14 protein-coding genes and 1 tRNA gene are annotated in these 17902 nt (G+C 64.5%); 10 read left to right on the forward strand and 5 right to left on the reverse strand.

The window, feature by feature from the left end; all coding sequences use genetic code 11:
- Positions 1–4 precede the first annotated feature (4 nt).
- Both nosZ and ASE30_RS00070 read right to left on the reverse strand, forming a co-directional pair.
- Positions 5–1918: a TAT-dependent nitrous-oxide reductase gene (nosZ, locus tag ASE30_RS00065; RefSeq protein ID WP_057282235.1), complete on the reverse strand. Its 1914-nt coding sequence runs from the start codon at positions 1916–1918 to the stop codon at positions 5–7.
- 53 nt (positions 1919–1971) lie between these two features.
- Entirely contained in the window at positions 1972–4218 is a 2247-nt protein-coding gene (locus ASE30_RS00070; RefSeq protein ID WP_082601393.1) for a NosR/NirI family protein, read from the reverse strand.
- Between the two features lie 268 nt (positions 4219–4486).
- On the opposite strand from ASE30_RS00070, the gene azu reads away from it, so the two are divergent.
- From azu to ASE30_RS00085, 3 genes are all read left to right on the forward strand, one after another.
- Positions 4487–4936, forward strand: a complete 450-nt coding sequence (gene azu / locus ASE30_RS00075; protein ID WP_057282236.1) for an azurin — start codon at positions 4487–4489, stop codon at positions 4934–4936.
- Between the two features lie 116 nt (positions 4937–5052).
- Positions 5053–6639, forward strand: a complete 1587-nt coding sequence (locus tag ASE30_RS00080) for a TerC family protein (RefSeq protein WP_057282237.1) — start codon at positions 5053–5055, stop codon at positions 6637–6639.
- Between the two features lie 20 nt (positions 6640–6659).
- Positions 6660–7523 carry an undecaprenyl-diphosphate phosphatase gene (locus ASE30_RS00085; RefSeq protein WP_057282238.1) on the forward strand — a complete coding sequence of 288 codons (864 nt, stop codon included), beginning with the start codon at positions 6660–6662 and terminating at the stop codon, positions 7521–7523.
- A gap of 145 nt (positions 7524–7668) precedes the next feature.
- On the opposite strand, the gene ASE30_RS00090 is transcribed toward ASE30_RS00085, so the two are convergent.
- From ASE30_RS00090 to ASE30_RS00100, 3 genes are all read right to left on the reverse strand, one after another.
- Positions 7669–8442 carry a UDP-2,3-diacylglucosamine diphosphatase gene (locus tag ASE30_RS00090; protein ID WP_057282239.1) on the reverse strand — a complete coding sequence of 258 codons (774 nt, stop codon included), beginning with the start codon at positions 8440–8442 and terminating at the stop codon, positions 7669–7671.
- Positions 8435–8944 (reverse strand): peptidylprolyl isomerase, encoded by a 510-nt coding sequence (locus ASE30_RS00095; protein ID WP_057282240.1) that lies wholly within the window; start codon positions 8942–8944, stop codon positions 8435–8437. The genes ASE30_RS00090 and ASE30_RS00095 overlap by 8 nt, the downstream gene beginning before the upstream one ends.
- 134 nt (positions 8945–9078) lie before the next feature.
- Positions 9079–9759, reverse strand: coding sequence for a tetratricopeptide repeat protein (locus ASE30_RS00100; RefSeq protein WP_057282241.1), 681 nt, complete (start codon positions 9757–9759; stop codon positions 9079–9081).
- 193 nt (positions 9760–9952) lie between these two features.
- On the opposite strand from ASE30_RS00100, the gene cysS reads away from it, so the two are divergent.
- The 7 genes from cysS (at position 9953) to ASE30_RS00135 (ending at position 17272) form a co-directional block, all read left to right on the forward strand.
- Positions 9953–11407 (forward strand): cysteine--tRNA ligase, encoded by a 1455-nt coding sequence (cysS, locus tag ASE30_RS00105; protein WP_057282242.1) that lies wholly within the window; start codon positions 9953–9955, stop codon positions 11405–11407.
- 20 nt (positions 11408–11427) lie between these two features.
- Positions 11428–12072, forward strand: coding sequence for a DNA-3-methyladenine glycosylase (locus ASE30_RS00110; protein WP_057283191.1), 645 nt, complete (start codon positions 11428–11430; stop codon positions 12070–12072).
- A 36-nt stretch (positions 12073–12108) separates the two neighbouring features.
- Positions 12109–13074: an acetyl-CoA carboxylase carboxyltransferase subunit alpha gene (locus ASE30_RS00115; RefSeq protein ID WP_057282243.1), complete on the forward strand. Its 966-nt coding sequence runs from the start codon at positions 12109–12111 to the stop codon at positions 13072–13074.
- A gap of 150 nt (positions 13075–13224) precedes the next feature.
- A complete protein-coding gene (tilS, locus tag ASE30_RS00120; RefSeq protein ID WP_369819290.1) occupies positions 13225–14199 on the forward strand; it encodes a tRNA lysidine(34) synthetase TilS in 975 nt (324 codons plus the stop codon).
- A gap of 154 nt (positions 14200–14353) precedes the next feature.
- Entirely contained in the window at positions 14354–15619 is a 1266-nt protein-coding gene (locus tag ASE30_RS00125) for an aspartate kinase (RefSeq protein WP_057282245.1), read from the forward strand.
- 90 nt (positions 15620–15709) lie between these two features.
- Positions 15710–15802 (forward strand) — tRNA-Ser (locus tag ASE30_RS00130).
- Between the two features lie 186 nt (positions 15803–15988).
- The gene (locus ASE30_RS00135; protein WP_057282246.1) at positions 15989–17272 is read left to right on the forward strand and encodes an integrase arm-type DNA-binding domain-containing protein; all 1284 of its coding nucleotides are present in this window, start codon (positions 15989–15991) and stop codon (positions 17270–17272) included.
- Positions 17273–17902: the final 630 nt, after the last annotated feature.

The following is a 17902-nucleotide window of genomic DNA, read 5'->3' on the forward strand; positions in this document are numbered from 1 at the left end:
AGCGCTACGCGGATTTCTTGGGATGCACGATCATCTGGCCGGACATCTCCATGTGCAGCGCGTGGCAGAACCATTGGCAGTAGTACCAGTAGATGCCGGGCCGATCGGCCTTGAACGTCACCGACGAGGTGGCCTGGGGTCCGATTTCCATGGCGATGCCGTGGCCTTCCAGCGTGAAGCCGTGCGTCAGGTCTTCGATAACCTCCATGTTCGTCACGAACACGGTGACCTCGTCGCCCTGGTTCACCTCGAACTGCTTGAGGCTGAACATGGGCGCAACCGCCATCATGTAAACGCGGACCTTGTTGCCGTCGCGCACCACCTTGGCGGCGTCGTCCAGCGATACCCCGTCCTTCTTGGCGATCTGGCGGGCGTCTTCCCACATCGGGTCGTCACGCTTCCAGACGCTGATCGGGTTGATCTTGGAACGGTGCACCAGGCACATGTCATGCGGTTCGGCGAAGCTGGGGCCGTCATGGACGAGCTTCATTTCGTCGCCGGAGATGTCGATGAGCTGGTCGTTCTCGGGCTTGAGCGGGCCCACGTTCAGGAAGCGGTCCTTCGAGAACTTGTTCAGCGACACCAGCCACTTGCCGTCGGCCTCTTTCGTCTCGCCCATGGTCGAGTGGTTGTGGCCCGGCTGGTAGTGTACGTCCAGCTTCTGGATGATGGGATCGACCTTTTCGCCCTTGTAGGCGCGCTTGGCCTTGTCGATATTCCACTTGACCATCTGGCTGTCGATGAACAAGGTGGTGTAGGCGTTGCCGCGGCCGTCGAACGCGGTATGCAGCGGGCCCAGGCCCAGTTGCGGTTCGGCCACGACGCAGTCGCGCGGCTTGATCTTGTCTTCGAACAGATCATCCAGCGTGCGCACGTCGATCACCGTCACGGTGGGCGAGAGCTTGCCGTTCAGCATCAGGTGGATGCCGTCGGGGGCGGCGTTGCAGCCGTGGGGCGAGTTGGGCACCGGGATGTAGCGCGTGTACTTCGAACCATGGCGGCCATCCACGACCGGCACGCCGCCCATCGTCTTGAAGTCGCCGCTCTTGATCGCCTGCTCGATGCGCTTGATGTTGAAGACCACGACCCAGTCCTGCTCGTTGGCCGACATTTCCTCGACCGTCACGCCCTTTTCCGAGTTGTAGCAGGTGGCGAAGGAGTACTTGCCCTGGTAGTCGGCGTCGCCGTTGTCGAGGTTGCCGTCAACCAGCACCTGCCACGCGACCTTCATCGTGTCGCCGTCGATCGCGGAGTAGACAGCGAAGAAGTTCTTCTTGGCGTCGGTGAGGGTCTTGCCGTCGTTGGGCAGCGGGACGATGTGTTCGCCATTGGCGAACACATAGCCGGTGCGGGGGTAGCGCTGCGGACGCAGCCCGTGCACGCCGGAAACGTTGGGCAGTTCGAGGATCTTGTCGGTCTTCATCACGTCCAGGCGGATACGCGCCACCCGGTTGTTGGCCTTATCGTTGATGAAGAGGTAGCGGCCGTCGTAGGTCTTGTCGGTGAACGACAGGTGGGGGTGGTGCGCGTCGCCGTTCGGGAACACGCCGCCCTTGTCCTTGAGGTACTCGCGGGTTTCGGGCGTCAGGCCTTCCGTGAGGATCTTGCGGCTTTCGTTCGTGCGGCCCCAGCCGGTGGCGCTGCATTGGTTGAAGACCGGAATGCGCAGGAGTTCGCGCATGGACGGCAGGCCCAGCACGCGCACTTCGCCCGATTGTCCGCTGGAGTTGAACGCATAGTATTCGTCGAGCTCGCCCGGCCCGACATGCCCAAGCACGCCCGCGCCAGATTTGCCCTCCTTGCCATGCGCGGTGGAAATCTGCGCGCCGGCGACGAGGCCGGCTGCGCCGGTGATGGCGGCGGTGCCCAGGAAGCTGCGGCGGCTAAGGCCAGCTTTTTCGGGGGTCTTGTCGGACATGGATAACTCCTTGATGGGAACGGCGCATCGCGCCGCGGTACGAAAATCGGGTTTCAGGACTCGGCGGGCGGCCGGCTGGCCGCCGCGCTCAGGTTGGGCGCGCGGTGCATGACGATCTCTTGCACCGCCGGCTCGGCGGCCGGGGCCGCGCGCCGCTCGCGCTTGGCCCGCTTCTGGATCAGGTGAGGGCACTTCTGCTGGTGGTGGTAGAGCATCTGGCAATGCAGGCACTGAATGCACTCGTTCGGATTGATCTCGCCGGTCGGGTCGATCGCCTGCACGGGGCATTCGAGATTGCAGCGCTGACAGGGGTTACCGCAGTCGCGGTAGCGCTTGAGCCAATTGAAGATGCGCAGCCGGGCGGGAATGGCCAGCGCGGCGCCCAAGGGACAGAGATAGCGGCAGAAGAAGCGTTCGACGAACAGACCCGCGGCAAGCAGCGCGACGGCGAACACCACGAAAGGCCAGTAGCGCATGAAGTGCAGGATGATCGCGGTCTTGAACGGCTCCACTTCCGCGAGCTGCTCCGCAACCGCCAGGTCATACAGCGAGAAGCCGAAGAGCAGCAGGAAGATGACGTACTTGAGCGTCGACAGCCGCTGGTTCACGCCATGCCCGATCTTCAACTGGCGCACGCCCAGGCGCTTGGCGACGCGGTTGGAGAGTTCCTGCAGGGCGCCGAACGGACACAGCCAGCCGCAGAACGCGCCCCGGTTCCAGAAGACCATGGAGATCGCGGTGGCGCACCACAGGATGAACACCAGCGGGTCCATCAGGAAGTACTCCCAGCGGAAATCCGTGCGCAGGGCAGAGAAGAACGTCAGCACGTTGACGATCGACAGCTGCGCCTGGCCGTACCAGCCGATCCAGAACAGCGCGAACGCCAGGAACGCCAGGCGCAGCCGGTCGTGCAGGAGGGGGCGGGCGGCAAGCTGGTCCTGGAAGAAGAAGATGCCGACCAGCACCGTCAGCGCAACGGTCAGGATGGCGATCTGGCCAGCCTTGCCTTGCCAGATCTGCTTCCACAGGGCCGGCGCGGCGTCGGCCTCGGGCGGGGCCGCCTGGGCAGCCTGCTGCGGGGCAGCGGGAGCGGGCGCGACGGCGCGGGTATAGGCGCGCGGAAGCTCATAGGGAAGATCGAACGTGACGAAGGCCTTGTCCGAGACGCTGAGCACGCGCTGGACCATGAGCTGCAGGCGCCAGGGCTTGACCGGATCCAGCGCGGCGTCCTCGGGCACGACAAACAGCGCAACCTCGCGCAGCGCCGGGGCGCCCGCCGCATTGACGTCCGCCAGGCGCTGGTGGTTGCGGTCCCGGAAGCGGAAGCTGCTTTCGTCCTGAACGACCTCGATGCGGTCGAAAATGCCGCCGCGGACGTAGCCGGAGCCCTTGAACGAATAGGTGCCGTTGCCAGCGACCAGCACCGCCTGCTGGCCCGGCTTGAGCCGCTCTTTCAGCCGCTGCCAGCCCGTATCGCCCAGCAGGCTGCGGCCAATGGAAGGCGCGCTGACCAGGGCGACGTAGAGGTCGATGAACGTGTCGTCCTGCGCCCCTTCGACATGCTCGGCCGCATCCTTCCTGCCCGATTGCAGAAAGGCCTGATTCACGTCTTCGGGCGACAGGCGCAGGTTCTTGACAGCGCCCGAGTCGAGCAGCGCCTGCCACGGCTGCGCCTCGGTTTGGCTTTCGTCGAGGACCCGGGTGGCCGTGGCGGGGGCGGCCTGCCGCGCCGCGCCGGTCTTGTCGATGCCGTGCGCGCGAGCCACCGCGATCGCGGACCGCGTGATGGTGTCGCCGATGACCATGAGCGTCACCGTGGCGCCGCTGACGATGTCGACGGGCGGCGGCGCGCCGTGGCGCGGGGGCGACTCAACGAAGTTCAGGCCGACATAGCCCTGTATGAAGTGGTCGACCTTGGACTGCGGAATGCCGATCAGCACAATGGGTTCGTGGTGTTCGACCAGCTTGGCGCCCATGATGCGGCCGCTGTCGGACAGTCCCACCAGCACGTCGATCGGCTTGCTGGAATAGCCCCGCGTGTTGACCACGTCGGAAGTAAGGTAGATCAGGCCGAGCGGCTTGTCGCCCGAGTACGCGCGTGCAGCCATCGGCTTGCCTTCGGCCGGGCCCACGCGGTCGGCGCCCGGAAATACGGCGTCGATGGGGGTGGCGGCCAGGAAGTCCGGCAGGCGCTGGGCCTGCGCCGCCTGTCCGATAAACAGGCACGACAGCCAGAAGGCAAAGAACGCGGCTTGAATGCATCGGGTGAATCCGTGACTTGCTGCTGTACTGCCGCGCATGCTTGAACTCTATTGGTCGTGTTTGCTTACAGGCATCCTACGAACTTGCAACAGAATCGGGATTGCGGTTTGTCAATTGCACCTTTTTGAGCGGCTAATATCCTTACGAAAAGTAGGGGATGTTCCCTATTTCCGACGGGTCTGCGCGGGCGGCTTGACGGATGTCAATAGCGCGCCTTCGGCCCGGTCCTACACTGGTCGGCGGCGGCAACGGCGTCAGCATATGGCTGGCGCGCGTGCATCGGCCGCTGTGTCATCGGAGAGATTCATGCTGGCAAAAGCCACCCTAGCCATTCTTCTATCTGCATCGAGCCTGCCCGCCCTGGCCGCGCAATGCGAAGCCACCGTCGAAAGCAATGACGCCATGCAGTTCAATGTCAAGGAAATGGTCGTCGACAAGAGCTGCAAGCAGTTCACCGTCCACCTGAAGCACGTCGGCAAGATGGCGAAGGTCGCCATGGGCCACAACTGGGTGCTCACCAAGGAAGCGGACAAGCAGGCCGTGGCCACCGACGGCATGGGCGCCGGCCTGGCCCAGGACTACGTGAAGGCGGGCGACACCCGCGTCATCGCCCACACCAAGGTCGTGGGCGGCGGCGAGTCCGATTCCGTGACGTTCGACGTGTCCAAGCTTGCCGCGGGTGAAAACTACGCGTTCTTCTGCTCTTTCCCCGGCCACTGGGCGATGATGAAGGGCACGCTGAAGATCGGCGGCTGATACTAGTCCTTTCAGCCCAAAGCCTCTGTCCATCAGGCTTACGGAGGGAAGGCGTCACCGGCGTGTCATGGATTTTCCATGTACGATTACCGGTCGTGTAACTTCTGGAGCTCCTGATGGAGTGGCTGCTGGACCCCGCTGCGTGGGTCGGCTTGCTTACCCTGGTCGTCCTTGAGATCGTCCTGGGCATTGATAACCTGATTTTCATCGCCATCCTGGCGGACAAGCTGCCCCCCGCGCAGCGCGATCGCGCGCGCATCATGGGCTTGAGCCTGGCGCTCATCATGCGTCTTGGCCTCTTGTCGGTCATGTCGTGGCTGGTCACCTTGACCACCCCCCTGTTCACCATCGGACCGGTCTCGCCCTCGGGGCGCGACCTGATCCTGATGGTGGGCGGCCTGTTCCTGCTGTTCAAAGGCACCATGGAGCTGCACGAGCGCCTCGAGGGCAGCATCCATACGGGCTCGTCCGGACCGCGCGTGTACGCCAGCTTCTGGGTGATCGTGACGCAGATCGTGGTCCTCGACGCGGTCTTTTCGCTGGATTCCGTGATTACCGCGGTGGGCATGGTGGATCACCTGGCCATCATGATGATCGCCGTCATCATCGCGATCGGCATCATGTTGCTGGCCTCCAAGCCGCTGACACGCTTCGTCAATGCCCACCCGACGGTGGTGGTGCTGTGCCTGGGCTTTTTGCTCATGATCGGCTTCTCGCTCCTTGCCGAGAGCTTCGGTTTCAAGGTGCCCAAGGGCTATCTGTACGCCGCCATCGGCTTCTCGGTGGCCATCGAGGCGCTCAACCAGGTGGCGCGCCGCAACCTTCTCAAGCTGGACGCCCGCCGTCCGATGCGCGAACGCACCGCCTCGGCGGTGCTGCGCATGCTGGGGAAGCGGCCGCCGGCCAGCGACGAGCCCGACCTGCCCCATGCCGACGGCCCGTCCATCCCGGCCTTCGGCGTGGAAGAGCGCAACATGGTCAGCGGCGTTCTGACGCTGGCCGAGCGTTCCATCCGGTCCATCATGACGCCCCGCACGGACGTGTCCTGGATCAATATCGACGACGATCCCGACACCATCCGGCGCCAGATCACCGAGGCGCCGCACAGCTTCTTCCCGGTCTGCCGGGGTTCGCTGGACGAGGTCCTGGGCATTGCCCGGGCCAAGGACCTGGTGGCCGACCTGATCACCGAGGGCCGGGTGCGCCGCAACCGCCTGCGCGACCCCATCATCGTGCATGAGTCCATCGGCATCCTGCGCCTGATGGATACGCTGAAACGTTCGCGCGGCCAGCTCGTGCTGGTGGCCGACGAGTTCGGCGCCATCGAGGGCCTGGTGACGCCCATCGACGTCTTCGAGGCCATCGCCGGCGAGTTCCCCGACGAGGACGAACTGCCCGACATCGTGGCGGACGGCGACAATACCTGGAAGATCGACGGCGCGGCCGACCTGCACCACGTCGAGCAAGTCCTGGAAACCGAAGGCCTGGTCGACGAGGCCCAGGACTTTTCCACCCTGGCGGGCTATCTGCTGTCGCGCTTCGGACACCTGCCCAAGCCGGGTGACGTCTGCGAGTACCAGATCCACCATCAACATTTCCGCTTTGAAGTCCTGGAAATGGATGGCCGCCGAATCGCGCTGGTGCGCGTCGAGAAGCGTCCGCAAGAGCTGTTTTCCGACGAAGCATCCCTAGCCAACGACTAACAGAGATCCCCCAAAGCACCGTGACCGAGAACGCGCTCTATCTGATCAAAGCATTCGTCCTGGGCATTCTTGAAGGCCTGACGGAATTCATCCCCGTGTCCAGCACGGGCCACCTCATCCTGGTCGGCGACTGGATCAACTTCCAGTCCGGCGAGGCCAAGGTATTCGAGGTGGTCATCCAGCTTGGATCCATCCTGGCCGTGATGTGGGTCTTCCGCGCGCGCCTGCTCAAGCTGATCCGCGGCACGCTGACCGGCGTGGCCAGCGAGGTGGCTTTCACCCGGAACCTGCTCATCGCCTTCCTGCCGGCGGCGGTGATCGGCGCGATCTTCATCAAGTCCATCAAATCGGTGTTCTACCATCCCGCCGTGGTCGTGGTGACGCTGGTGCTGGGCGGCTTGATCATGCTGTATGTGGAGCGCCGCGCGCACCATACGCCGGGCGATGCGCCGGGCGCGGCCGACGACACGGCTTCCGACGAGCGGGCGTCCGCGCACACGCTTGAACAGATCACCTGGAAGCAGGCGCTGGGCGTGGGCGTGGCGCAGTGCTTCGCGATGATTCCGGGCACGTCCCGGTCGGGCGCCACCATCATCGGCGGCATGATCGCCGGCATCCAGCGCAAGACGGCCACCGAGTTCTCATTCTTCCTGGCCATGCCGACCATGCTGGGCGCCGCGGCCTACGACATGTACAAGAACTTCGGCGTGCTGACCCAGCACGACCTGTCCGGCATCGCGGTGGGCTTCATTGCCGCGTTCCTGAGCGCCATGGTGGTGGTGCGCGCCGTGTTGCGTTTCGTGGCCAACCACACCTATCGCGTGTTCGCCTGGTACCGGATCGTGTTCGGCGCGATCGTCGCGGCCTGGATCTTCACCCGTTGACGCTTCACCCGCTGACGCTTCATCGCTGACGCCTGCGCCGCTGCCCGCCGATGCGGACGGCGGCAACGAAAAAAGGGCCGCTAGAGGTAGTTAGCGGCCCTTTTTTTGTGGCGTTTCCTTGGCGAGATGCGTAGCCGCGCGCGCCCTACGATTCCGTTTCCAGGTCGTAGAACTCCAGGCCGTCGCGGTCGATGACCAGCCAGCCGCCGCGCGGCGGCGATACGTGGTCGCAGTCCCAGTCGGGCAGCACCCAGCGTTCGCGCTTCTTGCCGTCGACCTCCAGCACGTGGCGGGCGGGGCGGTGCGTGTGGCCATGGACCAGCACGCGCACGCCGGTTTCCCGGAAGATGGCCTCGATGGCGCCGGCGTTGACGTCCATGATCTCCATGGATTTGGTCTGGTTGGCCGCCTGGCTTTCGCCACGGGCCTGCTGGGCCATCGCCAGCCGCTCGGGGATGGTCTTGGCCAGGAATTCGGCCTGCCACTGCGGATTGCGGACCATCTGGCGGAATTGCTGATAGGCGGCGTCGTCGGTACAGAATTCGTCGCCGTGCGTCAGCAGGACCTGGCCGAAGTCGGTCTGCAGCAGCGCGGGCTCGGGCAGCAGGCGGGCGCCCACGGCAGTGGCCAGTTCTTCCCCGATGAGGAAGTCGCGGTTGCCGCGGCCCAGCCATACCGGGATGCGCCCGGCCGTGTCCTTGATCGCCGTCAGCGCCGTGGCAAGCCACGGCGGCGCGGCGCGGATCACGTCGTCGCCAATCCAGGCATCGAAGATGTCGCCCGGCAGCAGCAGGGCGGCGGCTTCTTCTTGCGCGGCTTGCAGAAAGGCCAGGAAGGCCTCCGAGGTGGCCGGCGTGGCCGGCCCCAGGTGCAGGTCGGACGCCAGCCAGATCGGACCGGACAGGGCGATCTTATTCAAGAATTTCGGCCTTCTCGATGATGACGTCTTCGTTCGGCACGTTCTGGTGGAAGCCCTTGTTGCCGGTCTTCACGCCCTTGATCTTCTCGACCACGTCCGTGCCTTCGGTGATGGTGCCGAACACGGCATAGCCCCAGCCGTTGGGCGTGGGCGACGTGAAATTCAGGAAGTCGTTGTTGGACACGTTGATGAAGAACTGCGCCGTGGCCGAATGCGGGTCGCTGGTGCGAGCCATGGCGAGCGTGTACTTGTCGTTCTTCAGGCCGTTGTTGGCTTCGTTTTCGATCGGGGCATGGGTCTGCTTTTGCTTCATGCCGGGTTCGAAGCCGCCGCCCTGGATCATGAAACCATCGATCACGCGATGGAACACCGTGCCGTTGTAGAACCCTTCCTTGACGTAGGTCAGGAAGTTCTCGACGGACTTCGGGGCCTTGGCTGCGTCCAGGGTAATGACCATGTCGCCTTGGTTGGTTTGGAGCTTGACGCGGGGATTGGAGCTCATGGTTTTGGTGCCTTCAGAGGTGGAGGTGGAAGAAGAGGCCGCGGGGGCGGCGCTGACGAGCGCTGGGGCGAATGCAGCCAGCGCGAACGAGCACGCCGTCAGGCGCAGCAGGTGAAGAGGAGAGTAACGGGACATCATTTGCCTTGTTTATCCTTCAACATTGTTTCAACTTCGCGGACTTTTTCCTGCATGCCGGGCACGCCGTCGCTGGCGGCCTTCTTGTAGGTGCGCAAGGCCTGCAGAAGTTGCAGGTCGCCAAGATTGGCGCGCGCGGCGGCGTAGCCCGGGTCGGCGCGCAATGCCATTTGCAGGGCATCTTGCGCTTTTTCAAGTTCGCCGCGGCCCGCATAGAGAGCCGCCAGGTTGTTCCAGGGTTCCGGCAGTTCGGGGAACCGGGTGGTCATATCGGTGTAGATGTCGATGGCTTCGTTGGTGCGCTTCAGGGCGGCAAGCGCGCGCGCATGCTGGAACATCAACTGCACATCGGTGCCGCGCTGGTCCGAGATCTCGGCCTGGCGCTTTTCGATCATCGCCAGCGCCTCTTCGTTTTCGCCGCGGTTCAGCATGCGTTCGATGTGCGCCGTGATCTGCGAGGGCGAGGGCGTCAGCCGGGTGTCCACGCCGGGCTTGACGGCTTCCAGCAGCTTGGCCAGGCCATCCCAACCGCCTTCGGGCGGGATCGGGTCCAGGGTGGTGCGGCTGGCGTTGGGATTTTCGCCGCTGCCGCCCATCGACTGGGCCAGAGACACGCCAACCGGCGCGCTGGCCAGGGCCAGGGCGAGCAGGGCAACGCAAAAACGCGGCTTGATAGTCACGAGGGCTTCCGTTAAAAGTCGTGGCCGGCCCGCGCTTACGCGCGCGACCGGGCCGCTTGCTATACTTGACGACCACCATTTTAGCCCCGGTTGAGTTTTTGGTTCGAATGGGGCGGCACGCTGTGACGGTATCGTCCGTCGGCAGCCACTTTCCGCAACCGCCACGGAAAATTCTGACAAAGCCTATTGCGCCATGCTGCAAATCTACAACACGTTATCGCGTACCAAAGAACCGTTCAAACCGGCCCAGGCCGGCCAGGTGCGCATGTACGTGTGCGGCATGACCGTGTATGACTACTGCCATCTCGGGCACGCCCGCATGCTGGTGTCGTTCGATGTGGTGCAGCGCTGGCTGCGCGCAAGCGGGCTGGCCGTCGATTACGTGCGCAACATCACCGATATCGACGACAAGATCATCCGCCGCGCCGTCGAGACCAACCGCCGCATCGGCGAGGTCACCGAGTTCTATATCGACGCCATGCACGCCGACGAGCGCGCCCTGGGCGTAGAGGCCCCGGACCGCGAGCCGCGCGCCACGCAATACGTGGGCGAGATGCTCGACATCATCGGCAAGCTGGAACAGAACGGCCTGGCCTATCAGGCTGGCGACGGCGACGTGAATTACGCCGTGCGGGGCTTTGCCGATTACGGCAAGCTGTCCGGCAAGACGCTGGACGACCTGCGCGCCGGCGAACGCGTGGCGGTGGGCTCGGCCAAGCGCGATCCGCTGGATTTCGTATTGTGGAAGTCCGCCAAGGCCGAAGAACCGGCCGACACCAAATGGGAGTCGCCCTACGGCCTGGGCCGTCCTGGCTGGCACATCGAGTGCTCCGCCATGAGCAAATCGCTGCTGGGACTGCCGCTGGACATCCACGGGGGCGGCCCGGACCTGAAATTCCCGCACCACGAGAACGAGATCGCCCAGACCGAAGGCGCCTTCGGCGGCACGCTGGCCAACATCTGGATGCACTGCGGCCCGTTGATGGTGGATTCGGACAAGATGTCCAAGTCCCTGGGCAATTTCCGCACCATCCGCCAGACCGTCGCGCAGACCGATCCGGCGACGGACCAGGCGCAGTATCCGGTGAACCCGCGCGAGGCGGAAATGCTGCGCTTCTTCATCGTGCGCAACCACTACCGAAGCTCGCAGAACTACGCGCCGGACAATCTGGTCGACGCGCAGAACGCGCTGGACCGCCTGTACCAGGCCTTGCAGAACGTGCCGGCCGACGGCCAGGGCATCGACTGGAACGAGCCGCAGGCCCAGGCCTTCAAGGCCGCCATGGACGACGATTTCAACAGCTCGGGCGCGGTGGCGGCGCTGTTCGAACTGGCCTCCGAGGCCAACCGCACAAAAAGCGCGCGCAGCGCCGGCCAGATGAAGGCCCTGGGATCCGTGCTGGGCTTGCTGCAGCAGGCGCCGGCGGCTTATTTCCAGTCGCCCACCCGCTATTCGGCGGCCGCGATGGAGCAGGGCGCGCGCAGCACGCTGGACGCCGAAGCCATCCAATCCCTGATCGACGCGCGCTCGGCCGCCAAGGCGGCCCGCAATTTCGCCGAAGCCGACCGCATCCGCGCCGAACTGCGCGATGCCGGCATCGAACTGGACGACAAGCCGGGTGGTCTGACGCAATGGCGTCGGGCTTGAGCCCCCAGGATACGCCCGACATGTCCACCGCCGATCTCGAAATTCCCAAGCCTGAGTATTGGGAAGCCGCCGTAGCCCATCTGATGCGGCGCGACCGCATTCTGAAAAAGATCATCCCGCAGCACCCCGAGGTCTGGCTGACCTCGCGCGGCACGCCTTTCGTGACGCTGGCGCGGGCCATCATCGGGCAACAGATCTCAAGCAAGGCCGCCGACGCCGTCTGGGTCAAGTTCATCGATGCGGTGGGCAAGCGCCCCACGCCGGTCGCCGTGCTGCGGGTCGGCGTGGACGGCCTGCGCAAGGCCGGCCTGTCCCAGCGCAAGGCCGAATACGTACTGGACCTGGCCGTGCACTTCGGCGAACGGCGGGTCCATCCCGAGAAGTGGGCGGCCATGGACGACGAGGCCGTCATTTCCGAATTAGTCGCCATCCGGGGCATCGGGCGCTGGACGGCGGAGATGTTTTTGATTTTCAATCTACAGCGGCCCGATGTCCTGCCGCTGGACGATCTGGGGTTGCTCAAGGCAATCTCGCTACACTATTTCAGCGGCGAGCCTGTCTCTCGCTTCGAGGCTCGCGAAGTCTCGTTGGCGTGGCAACCCTGGCGTACCGTGGCAACCTGGTATTTGTGGCGCAGTCTGGAACCGACACCGGTTCAATACTGATGCACCCCAGGCAGCCCATCTACGGAACCACACTACATGCGCAATACATTTCTGGAATTTGAACAGCCGCTCGCCGAGCTCGAGAACAAGATCGAGCAGCTGCGCTACGTGCAGGCTGATTCGGCGGTGGACATCTCCGATGAAATCGGACGTCTGCAGCAAAAGAGCCAGGCACTGGCCAAGGAAATCTACGCCAAGCTGACGCCCTGGCAAACGGCGCTGGTCGCGCGCCATCCCCAGCGTCCCTACACGCTGGACTACGTGCGCGAAATGTTCACCGACTTCCATGAACTGCACGGCGACCGCATGTACGCCGACGACCAGTCCATCATTGGCGGCCTGGCGCGGTTCAACGGCACGCCCTGCATGGTCATCGGCCACCAGAAGGGACGCGACACCAAGGAGCGCGCCGCCCGCAATTTCGGCATGCCGCGCCCCGAAGGCTATCGCAAGGCCCTGCGCCTGATGCGCCTGGCCGAGAAGTTCGGCATCCCCGTGTTCACCTTCGTGGACACCCCCGGCGCCTACCCCGGTATCGGCGCCGAAGAGCGCGGCCAGTCCGAAGCCATTGGCCACAATCTGTACGCCATGGCCGAACTGAAGGTGCCCGTGATCTGCACCATCATCGGTGAAGGCGGCTCGGGCGGCGCCCTGGCCATCGCCGTGGGCAACGCCGTACTGATGCTGCAGTACGCAACCTATGCCGTGATCTCGCCCGAAGGCTGCGCGTCGATCTTGTGGCGCAGCGCCGACAAGGCGCCCGACGCCGCCGAGGCGCTGGCCATCATCGCTCCGCGCCTGAAGGACCTGGGCCTGGTGGACCGCGTCGTCAACGAGCCGGTGGGCGGCGCCCACCGCGACCCCCGCGTCATGGCGCGCCTGCTGCGCCGCGCGCTGGGCGACGCCCTGCGCCAGCTCCAGGGCATGACGCCCGAACAGCTCGTGGAACAGCGCGTCCAGCGCGTGCTGTCCTACGGCGCCTACCAGGAAGTGCGCGCGTAAAGCGGGCAGGGCGCCGGCCTCCCGCCGGCGTCGCGGCCGACGCGCCACGCGCCCTCTCTCATGACCGACGCCCCGGCGCCCGAATCCACGCATCGGGTCCCGGCGGGCCTCGGGCAATCCCTCCCCGTTTCCGTCGAGCTTGCCGCAGCCTTGCGCCAGGCGCTTTCTGCCTTGCCCGAGCGTCCTCGGCGCATTGCCGTGGCATTCAGCGGCGGCGCGGACTCGGCCATGCTGGCCGTGCATGCGGCCGCCGTGGCGGCGCCTCTGGGCATCGGCGTGGCGCTGTTCCATGTGCATCACGGCCTGCAGGCCGAGGCCGACGCGTGGGCGCTGCAGGCGCGGGCCCTGGGCGGCACGCTGTCCCTGCCGCTCTTCGAGGCGCGCGTGCAGGTCGATCAAGCCGCCGGCAAGGGCATGGAGGCCGCCGCCCGCGACGCGCGCTATGCGGCCCTCGCCCGGCTGGCGCACGAACAGGGGATCGGCCATGTGCTGCTGGCCCATCACCGCAATGATCAGGCGGAAACCGTGCTGCTGCGCCTGCTGCGCGGCACGGGCCTGGCCGGCATGGCGGCCATGACGCCATGCTCGCAACGCGACGGGGTGACCTATCTGCGCCCCTGGCTCGGACAGGACCGCGCGGCGATCCTGCGGGCGGCGGACGCGGTCGAGGCCGCATGCGGCTGGCGTGCCGTGCAGGACCCCTCCAACGCAGATCCCCGCTACACCCGCGCCGCCCTGCGCGAGCTGCTGGCGCCCGTGCTGGACGCCCGATGGCCGGGCTGGCGCGGCATCGTCGCCCGGCATGCGCGGCACATGGCGCAGGCCGCCGAAATCCTGGATGAGGTGGCGCGGGAGGACTACGCCACGCTGGAGCCCAGCCCCGATGGCGCCAGTTTTTCGCTGCGGGCGTGGCGCGCGCTGTCGCCGGCACGCCAGGCGCAGGTGCTGCGGTATTGGTTGGAAATGAACGGCGCCCGCATGCCCACGGATGCGCGCATGGCGGATCTGCTGCGGCAGTTGCGCGGGTTGCACAGCCTGGGCCATGACCGCCAGGTGCGCGTCGAGCAGGCCGGCCACGTCATCCGCTGCCATCGCGGCCGGGTCTGGGTGGAACCCCGCCCTTAGGCCGCGCGGGCGCCCCCGCGGAAGGGGGCTGCAGGCGAAGAAGTGCCGCGGGCCGGACATAAATCCGGGCAAACTGCGCAAATTTTTACCGTCGCGCTAGAATATATGGTTTTGCCCGTCAACACTTGCGGCGGGTCTCCAGCCAGAGTACGAGATGTCCCTGATCGTTCACAAATATGGCGGTACTTCGATGGGCTCGGTCGAGCGCATCAGAAACGTGGCGCGTCGCGTCGCGAAGTGGCACGCCGCCGGCCACCAGGTTGTTATTGTTCCGTCCGCCATGGCGGGCGAAACGAATCGTCTGCTTGGTCTGGCGCGCGAGCTTTCGCCCCAGCCCGACAGCCGCGAACTCGACATGATCGCCGCCACCGGCGAGCAAGCCAGCAGCGGCCTTCTGGCCATTGCCTTGCAGGCCGAGGGCATTCCCGCGCGCAGCTATGCCGGATGGCAAGTGCCCGTGCGTACCGATTCGTCATTCACGAAGGCTCGCATCACGTCCATCGACGATGCCCGCATCCGCGCGGATCTCGACGCTGGCCGCGTGGTCATCGTCACGGGCTTCCAGGGCGTCGACCCGGAAGGCCACATCACCACGCTGGGCCGCGGTGGCTCCGATACCTCGGCCGTGGCCGTGGCGGCGGCCATCAAGGCCGACGAGTGCCTGATCTACACGGATGTGGATGGCGTCTACACGACCGATCCGCGCGTGGTGCCCGAAGCGCGCCGCATGGCCGTCGTTTCCTTCGAGGAAATGCTGGAAATGGCGTCGCTGGGCTCCAAGGTCCTGCAGATCCGCTCGGTTGAATTCGCCGGCAAATACCGTGTGCCGGTCCGGGTCCTGTCCTCGCTGACCGACCCGCTTATCCCGCTCGAAGAAGAAATGGTTTCGGGCACGCTGATTACTTTTGAGGAAGACGAAAAAATGGAAGCCGCCGTTGTCTCCGGCATCGCCTTCAGCCGCGACGAAGCCAAAATCACCCTGCTGGCCGTGCCGGATAAGCCCGGCATTGCGTTCTCCATCCTGGGTCCTGTCGCCGCCGCCAATATCGACGTCGACATGATCGTGCAGAACCAGTCCGTGGCCGGCACGACCGACTTCTCGTTCACCGTGAACCGCAATGAATTCGCGCGCGCCGTGGACTTGCTCAAGCGCGAAGTCATTCCCGCCGTGGGCGCGCGCGAACTGTCCACCGATGAAAAGGTCGCCAAGGTCTCCATCGTCGGTATCGGCATGCGCTCGCACGTAGGCGTCGCCAGCCTGATGTTCCAGACGCTCTCGCAAGAGGGCATCAACATCCAGATGATCAGCACCAGCGAAATCAAGACCTCGGTGATCATCGACGACAAGTACATGGAACTGGGCGTGCGCGCGCTGCACAAGGCCTTCGGCCTGGACCAGGCGCCCGCCACCAAGATCTGAGGAATGCTGTTCCGGCACGTTTTTTTTGATTGAAGGCCTGCCCGCAGGCTAAGAGCGAAAAAAATCGTGCTAGAATCTCGTTCTCTTTTCGGAGACGTGCCCGAGAGGCTGAAGGGGCTCCCCTGCTAAGGGAGTATGTGGCTAAAAACTGCATCGTGGGTTCGAATCCCACCGTCTCCGCCAGAATTTTGCACCTGATTGCCTCAGGTTGCCCCAAAACCCGCACCAGCGCTTGCTGTGCGGGTTTTTTATTGCCTCACGTTGCCCCGCATTGCCCCCGGACAGCCCACATTTTTTGCTGGTATTTTTGCTGGTACATTCTGGCCATTCGCGGCCACAAGCAAAAAATACCAGCAGGAGGGCAGGGACATGGGTGCGTTTGCCAAGTTGACTGACGTTGCGCTGCGCAACGCCAAGCCTCAAGACAAACAGGTCAAGCTGTCTGACGGCGGAGGCCTCTATCTGGCTGTGATGCCGAACGGTGCGAAGTATTGGCGCTATGACTATCGCTACCACGGCAAGCAGGCCACACTAGCCCTGGGCGTCTATCCCGCCGTGTCCGCACGCCAGGCACGGCAGGACCATCAGGCCGCCCGCGCGCAGCTCGATGCCGGCCTTGACCCTGCCGCCGAGCGCAAGAAAGCCAAACTGCTGAAGGCCAACGCCATGGCGGACGACTTCGAGAGCATCGCCCGCACGCTGTGGCAATCGAAGCGGCGAGCAGGGCGTAGCGAGGGCTACGTCAAGTCGATCATCGAAAAGCTGGAAAAGGATGTGTTCCCGTGGATCGGAACGCGCCCCATCGCGGATATCATCCCGCCCGAAATCCTGGCCATCCTGAACCGCGTTGAAGTGCGAGCGCCCGAGACCGCACGCCGCCTGCGCGGGATCATGGGTCAGGTGTTCCGCTGGGCTATGGCGTGCGGCAAAGTCACCAGCGATCCCACCGTGGCTATGAAGGGCGCGGTGCTGACGCCCAAGGCGGGCCACTTCGCAGCCATCACGAGCCCGCAACGGTTCGGTGACCTGATGCTGGCGCTGTCGAGCTACGAAAATGGCGAGATGGTCACCCGTTGTCTGCTGCAGCTATCTCCGCTGTTGTTCCAGCGCCCCAGCGAGCTGCAACAGGCCAGGTGGGACGAGTTCGACCTTGATGGCAAGGGGTGGGGCTCGCCTATGTGGGATATCTCGCCAGAGCGTGCGGGCGCCACCGGAGACACCAAGATCACGCGTACTGGGTGGGAAAGCCATCTGGTGCCGCTGTGCACGCAGTCAGTGGCGATCCTGCAGGCGCTGCGTCCGCTGACGGGACACACGCCGTATGTGTTCCATTCGTCGCGCAATCCAGGAAACCCGCTATCGGATGGCGCCATCCGGGCCGCGCTGCTGCGTCTGGGCTTCCACGGGGAAATGACGGCGCACGGGTTCCGTGCGTCCACACGGACGCTGGCCGAGGAGCGGCTAAAGGTTCCGCCCGAGCTGCTGGACTTGCAAATTAGTCACAAGGTGGTGGATGCGTTGGGACGGTCATACAACCGCACGGCGTTTTTGGATGAGCGCATTGCCTTTATGCAGCGGTGGGCCGACTACCTGGAAGGCCTGCGCGAAGAGGCGCGGCAACGTGCACCGCAGCGTACCCAGGGGGAGGGGTAGCAAAAACACCGTGGGACCGTGTGAAACCGTGGGACGCTTCGGCGTCCCTTTTCTTTTCAAGGGCTTACGGAAAGTGGTCCGGCGTGGAAGTCCCACGGTTTCGCCGCTTTCCGCTGTCGAAACCGTGGATACAAGATATCCACAATATTACAGACCGTGGGACCAGCCGAATCCTTTTTCTCACCGCTTTCTTTCTTCTTTCTTCTTGTTTTTAAAGAGAAAGAAGAAAGAAGAGGGGAGGAAGCGCCGGAAATGGTCCCACGGTCGATAAATTGAAACCGTGGGACTTTTGAGGCAAACCGTGGGACTTTTGAAGGGAAGTGAGCAAGGGATTCTGCTCCACGATCAATGACTTAGGTTAGTTGTATCAACTGTATCCACGGGGTTTTTCTCTTCTGTGCCTGCCGCCAGACCGGAAATGACCGCGCGCAACGGCCGCCGCCCTCTTGACGCGGCACCGCCGCCGAGGTAGGCGCACCGGCATCCATAGGGGGTTGTTGATATGCCTGTAGGGTTATTCCGGCAAGAAAATGCCCGCAGCTGCGGGCTTCCTCGGTAGCGCCGGGATGGTCAGTCCAAGCCGTCGCCGTAGTAGGGATAATTCCGCCCGTCTGGGCGAGGGGTCAGCGT

Source organism: Achromobacter sp. Root83 (assembly GCF_001428845.1).
Lineage (GTDB): Bacteria > Pseudomonadota > Gammaproteobacteria > Burkholderiales > Burkholderiaceae_B > Achromobacter.

Coding starts and splice junctions, on each gene's coding strand:
- nosZ (WP_057282235.1), bottom strand. CDS start 1,918: ATGTCCGACAAGACCCCCGAAAAAGCTGGCCTTAGCCGCCGCAGCTTC.
- ASE30_RS00095 (WP_057282240.1), bottom strand. CDS start 8,944: ATGAGCTCCAATCCCCGCGTCAAGCTCCAAACCAACCAAGGCGACATG.
- ASE30_RS00110 (WP_057283191.1), top strand. CDS start 11,428: ATGTCCACCGCCGATCTCGAAATTCCCAAGCCTGAGTATTGGGAAGCC.
- ASE30_RS00135 (WP_057282246.1), top strand. CDS start 15,989: ATGGGTGCGTTTGCCAAGTTGACTGACGTTGCGCTGCGCAACGCCAAG.
- ASE30_RS00080 (WP_057282237.1), top strand. CDS start 5,053: ATGGAGTGGCTGCTGGACCCCGCTGCGTGGGTCGGCTTGCTTACCCTG.
- ASE30_RS00125 (WP_057282245.1), top strand. CDS start 14,354: ATGTCCCTGATCGTTCACAAATATGGCGGTACTTCGATGGGCTCGGTC.
- azu (WP_057282236.1), top strand. CDS start 4,487: ATGCTGGCAAAAGCCACCCTAGCCATTCTTCTATCTGCATCGAGCCTG.
- ASE30_RS00115 (WP_057282243.1), top strand. CDS start 12,109: ATGCGCAATACATTTCTGGAATTTGAACAGCCGCTCGCCGAGCTCGAG.
- ASE30_RS00070 (WP_082601393.1), bottom strand. CDS start 4,218: ATGCGCGGCAGTACAGCAGCAAGTCACGGATTCACCCGATGCATTCAA.
- cysS (WP_057282242.1), top strand. CDS start 9,953: ATGCTGCAAATCTACAACACGTTATCGCGTACCAAAGAACCGTTCAAA.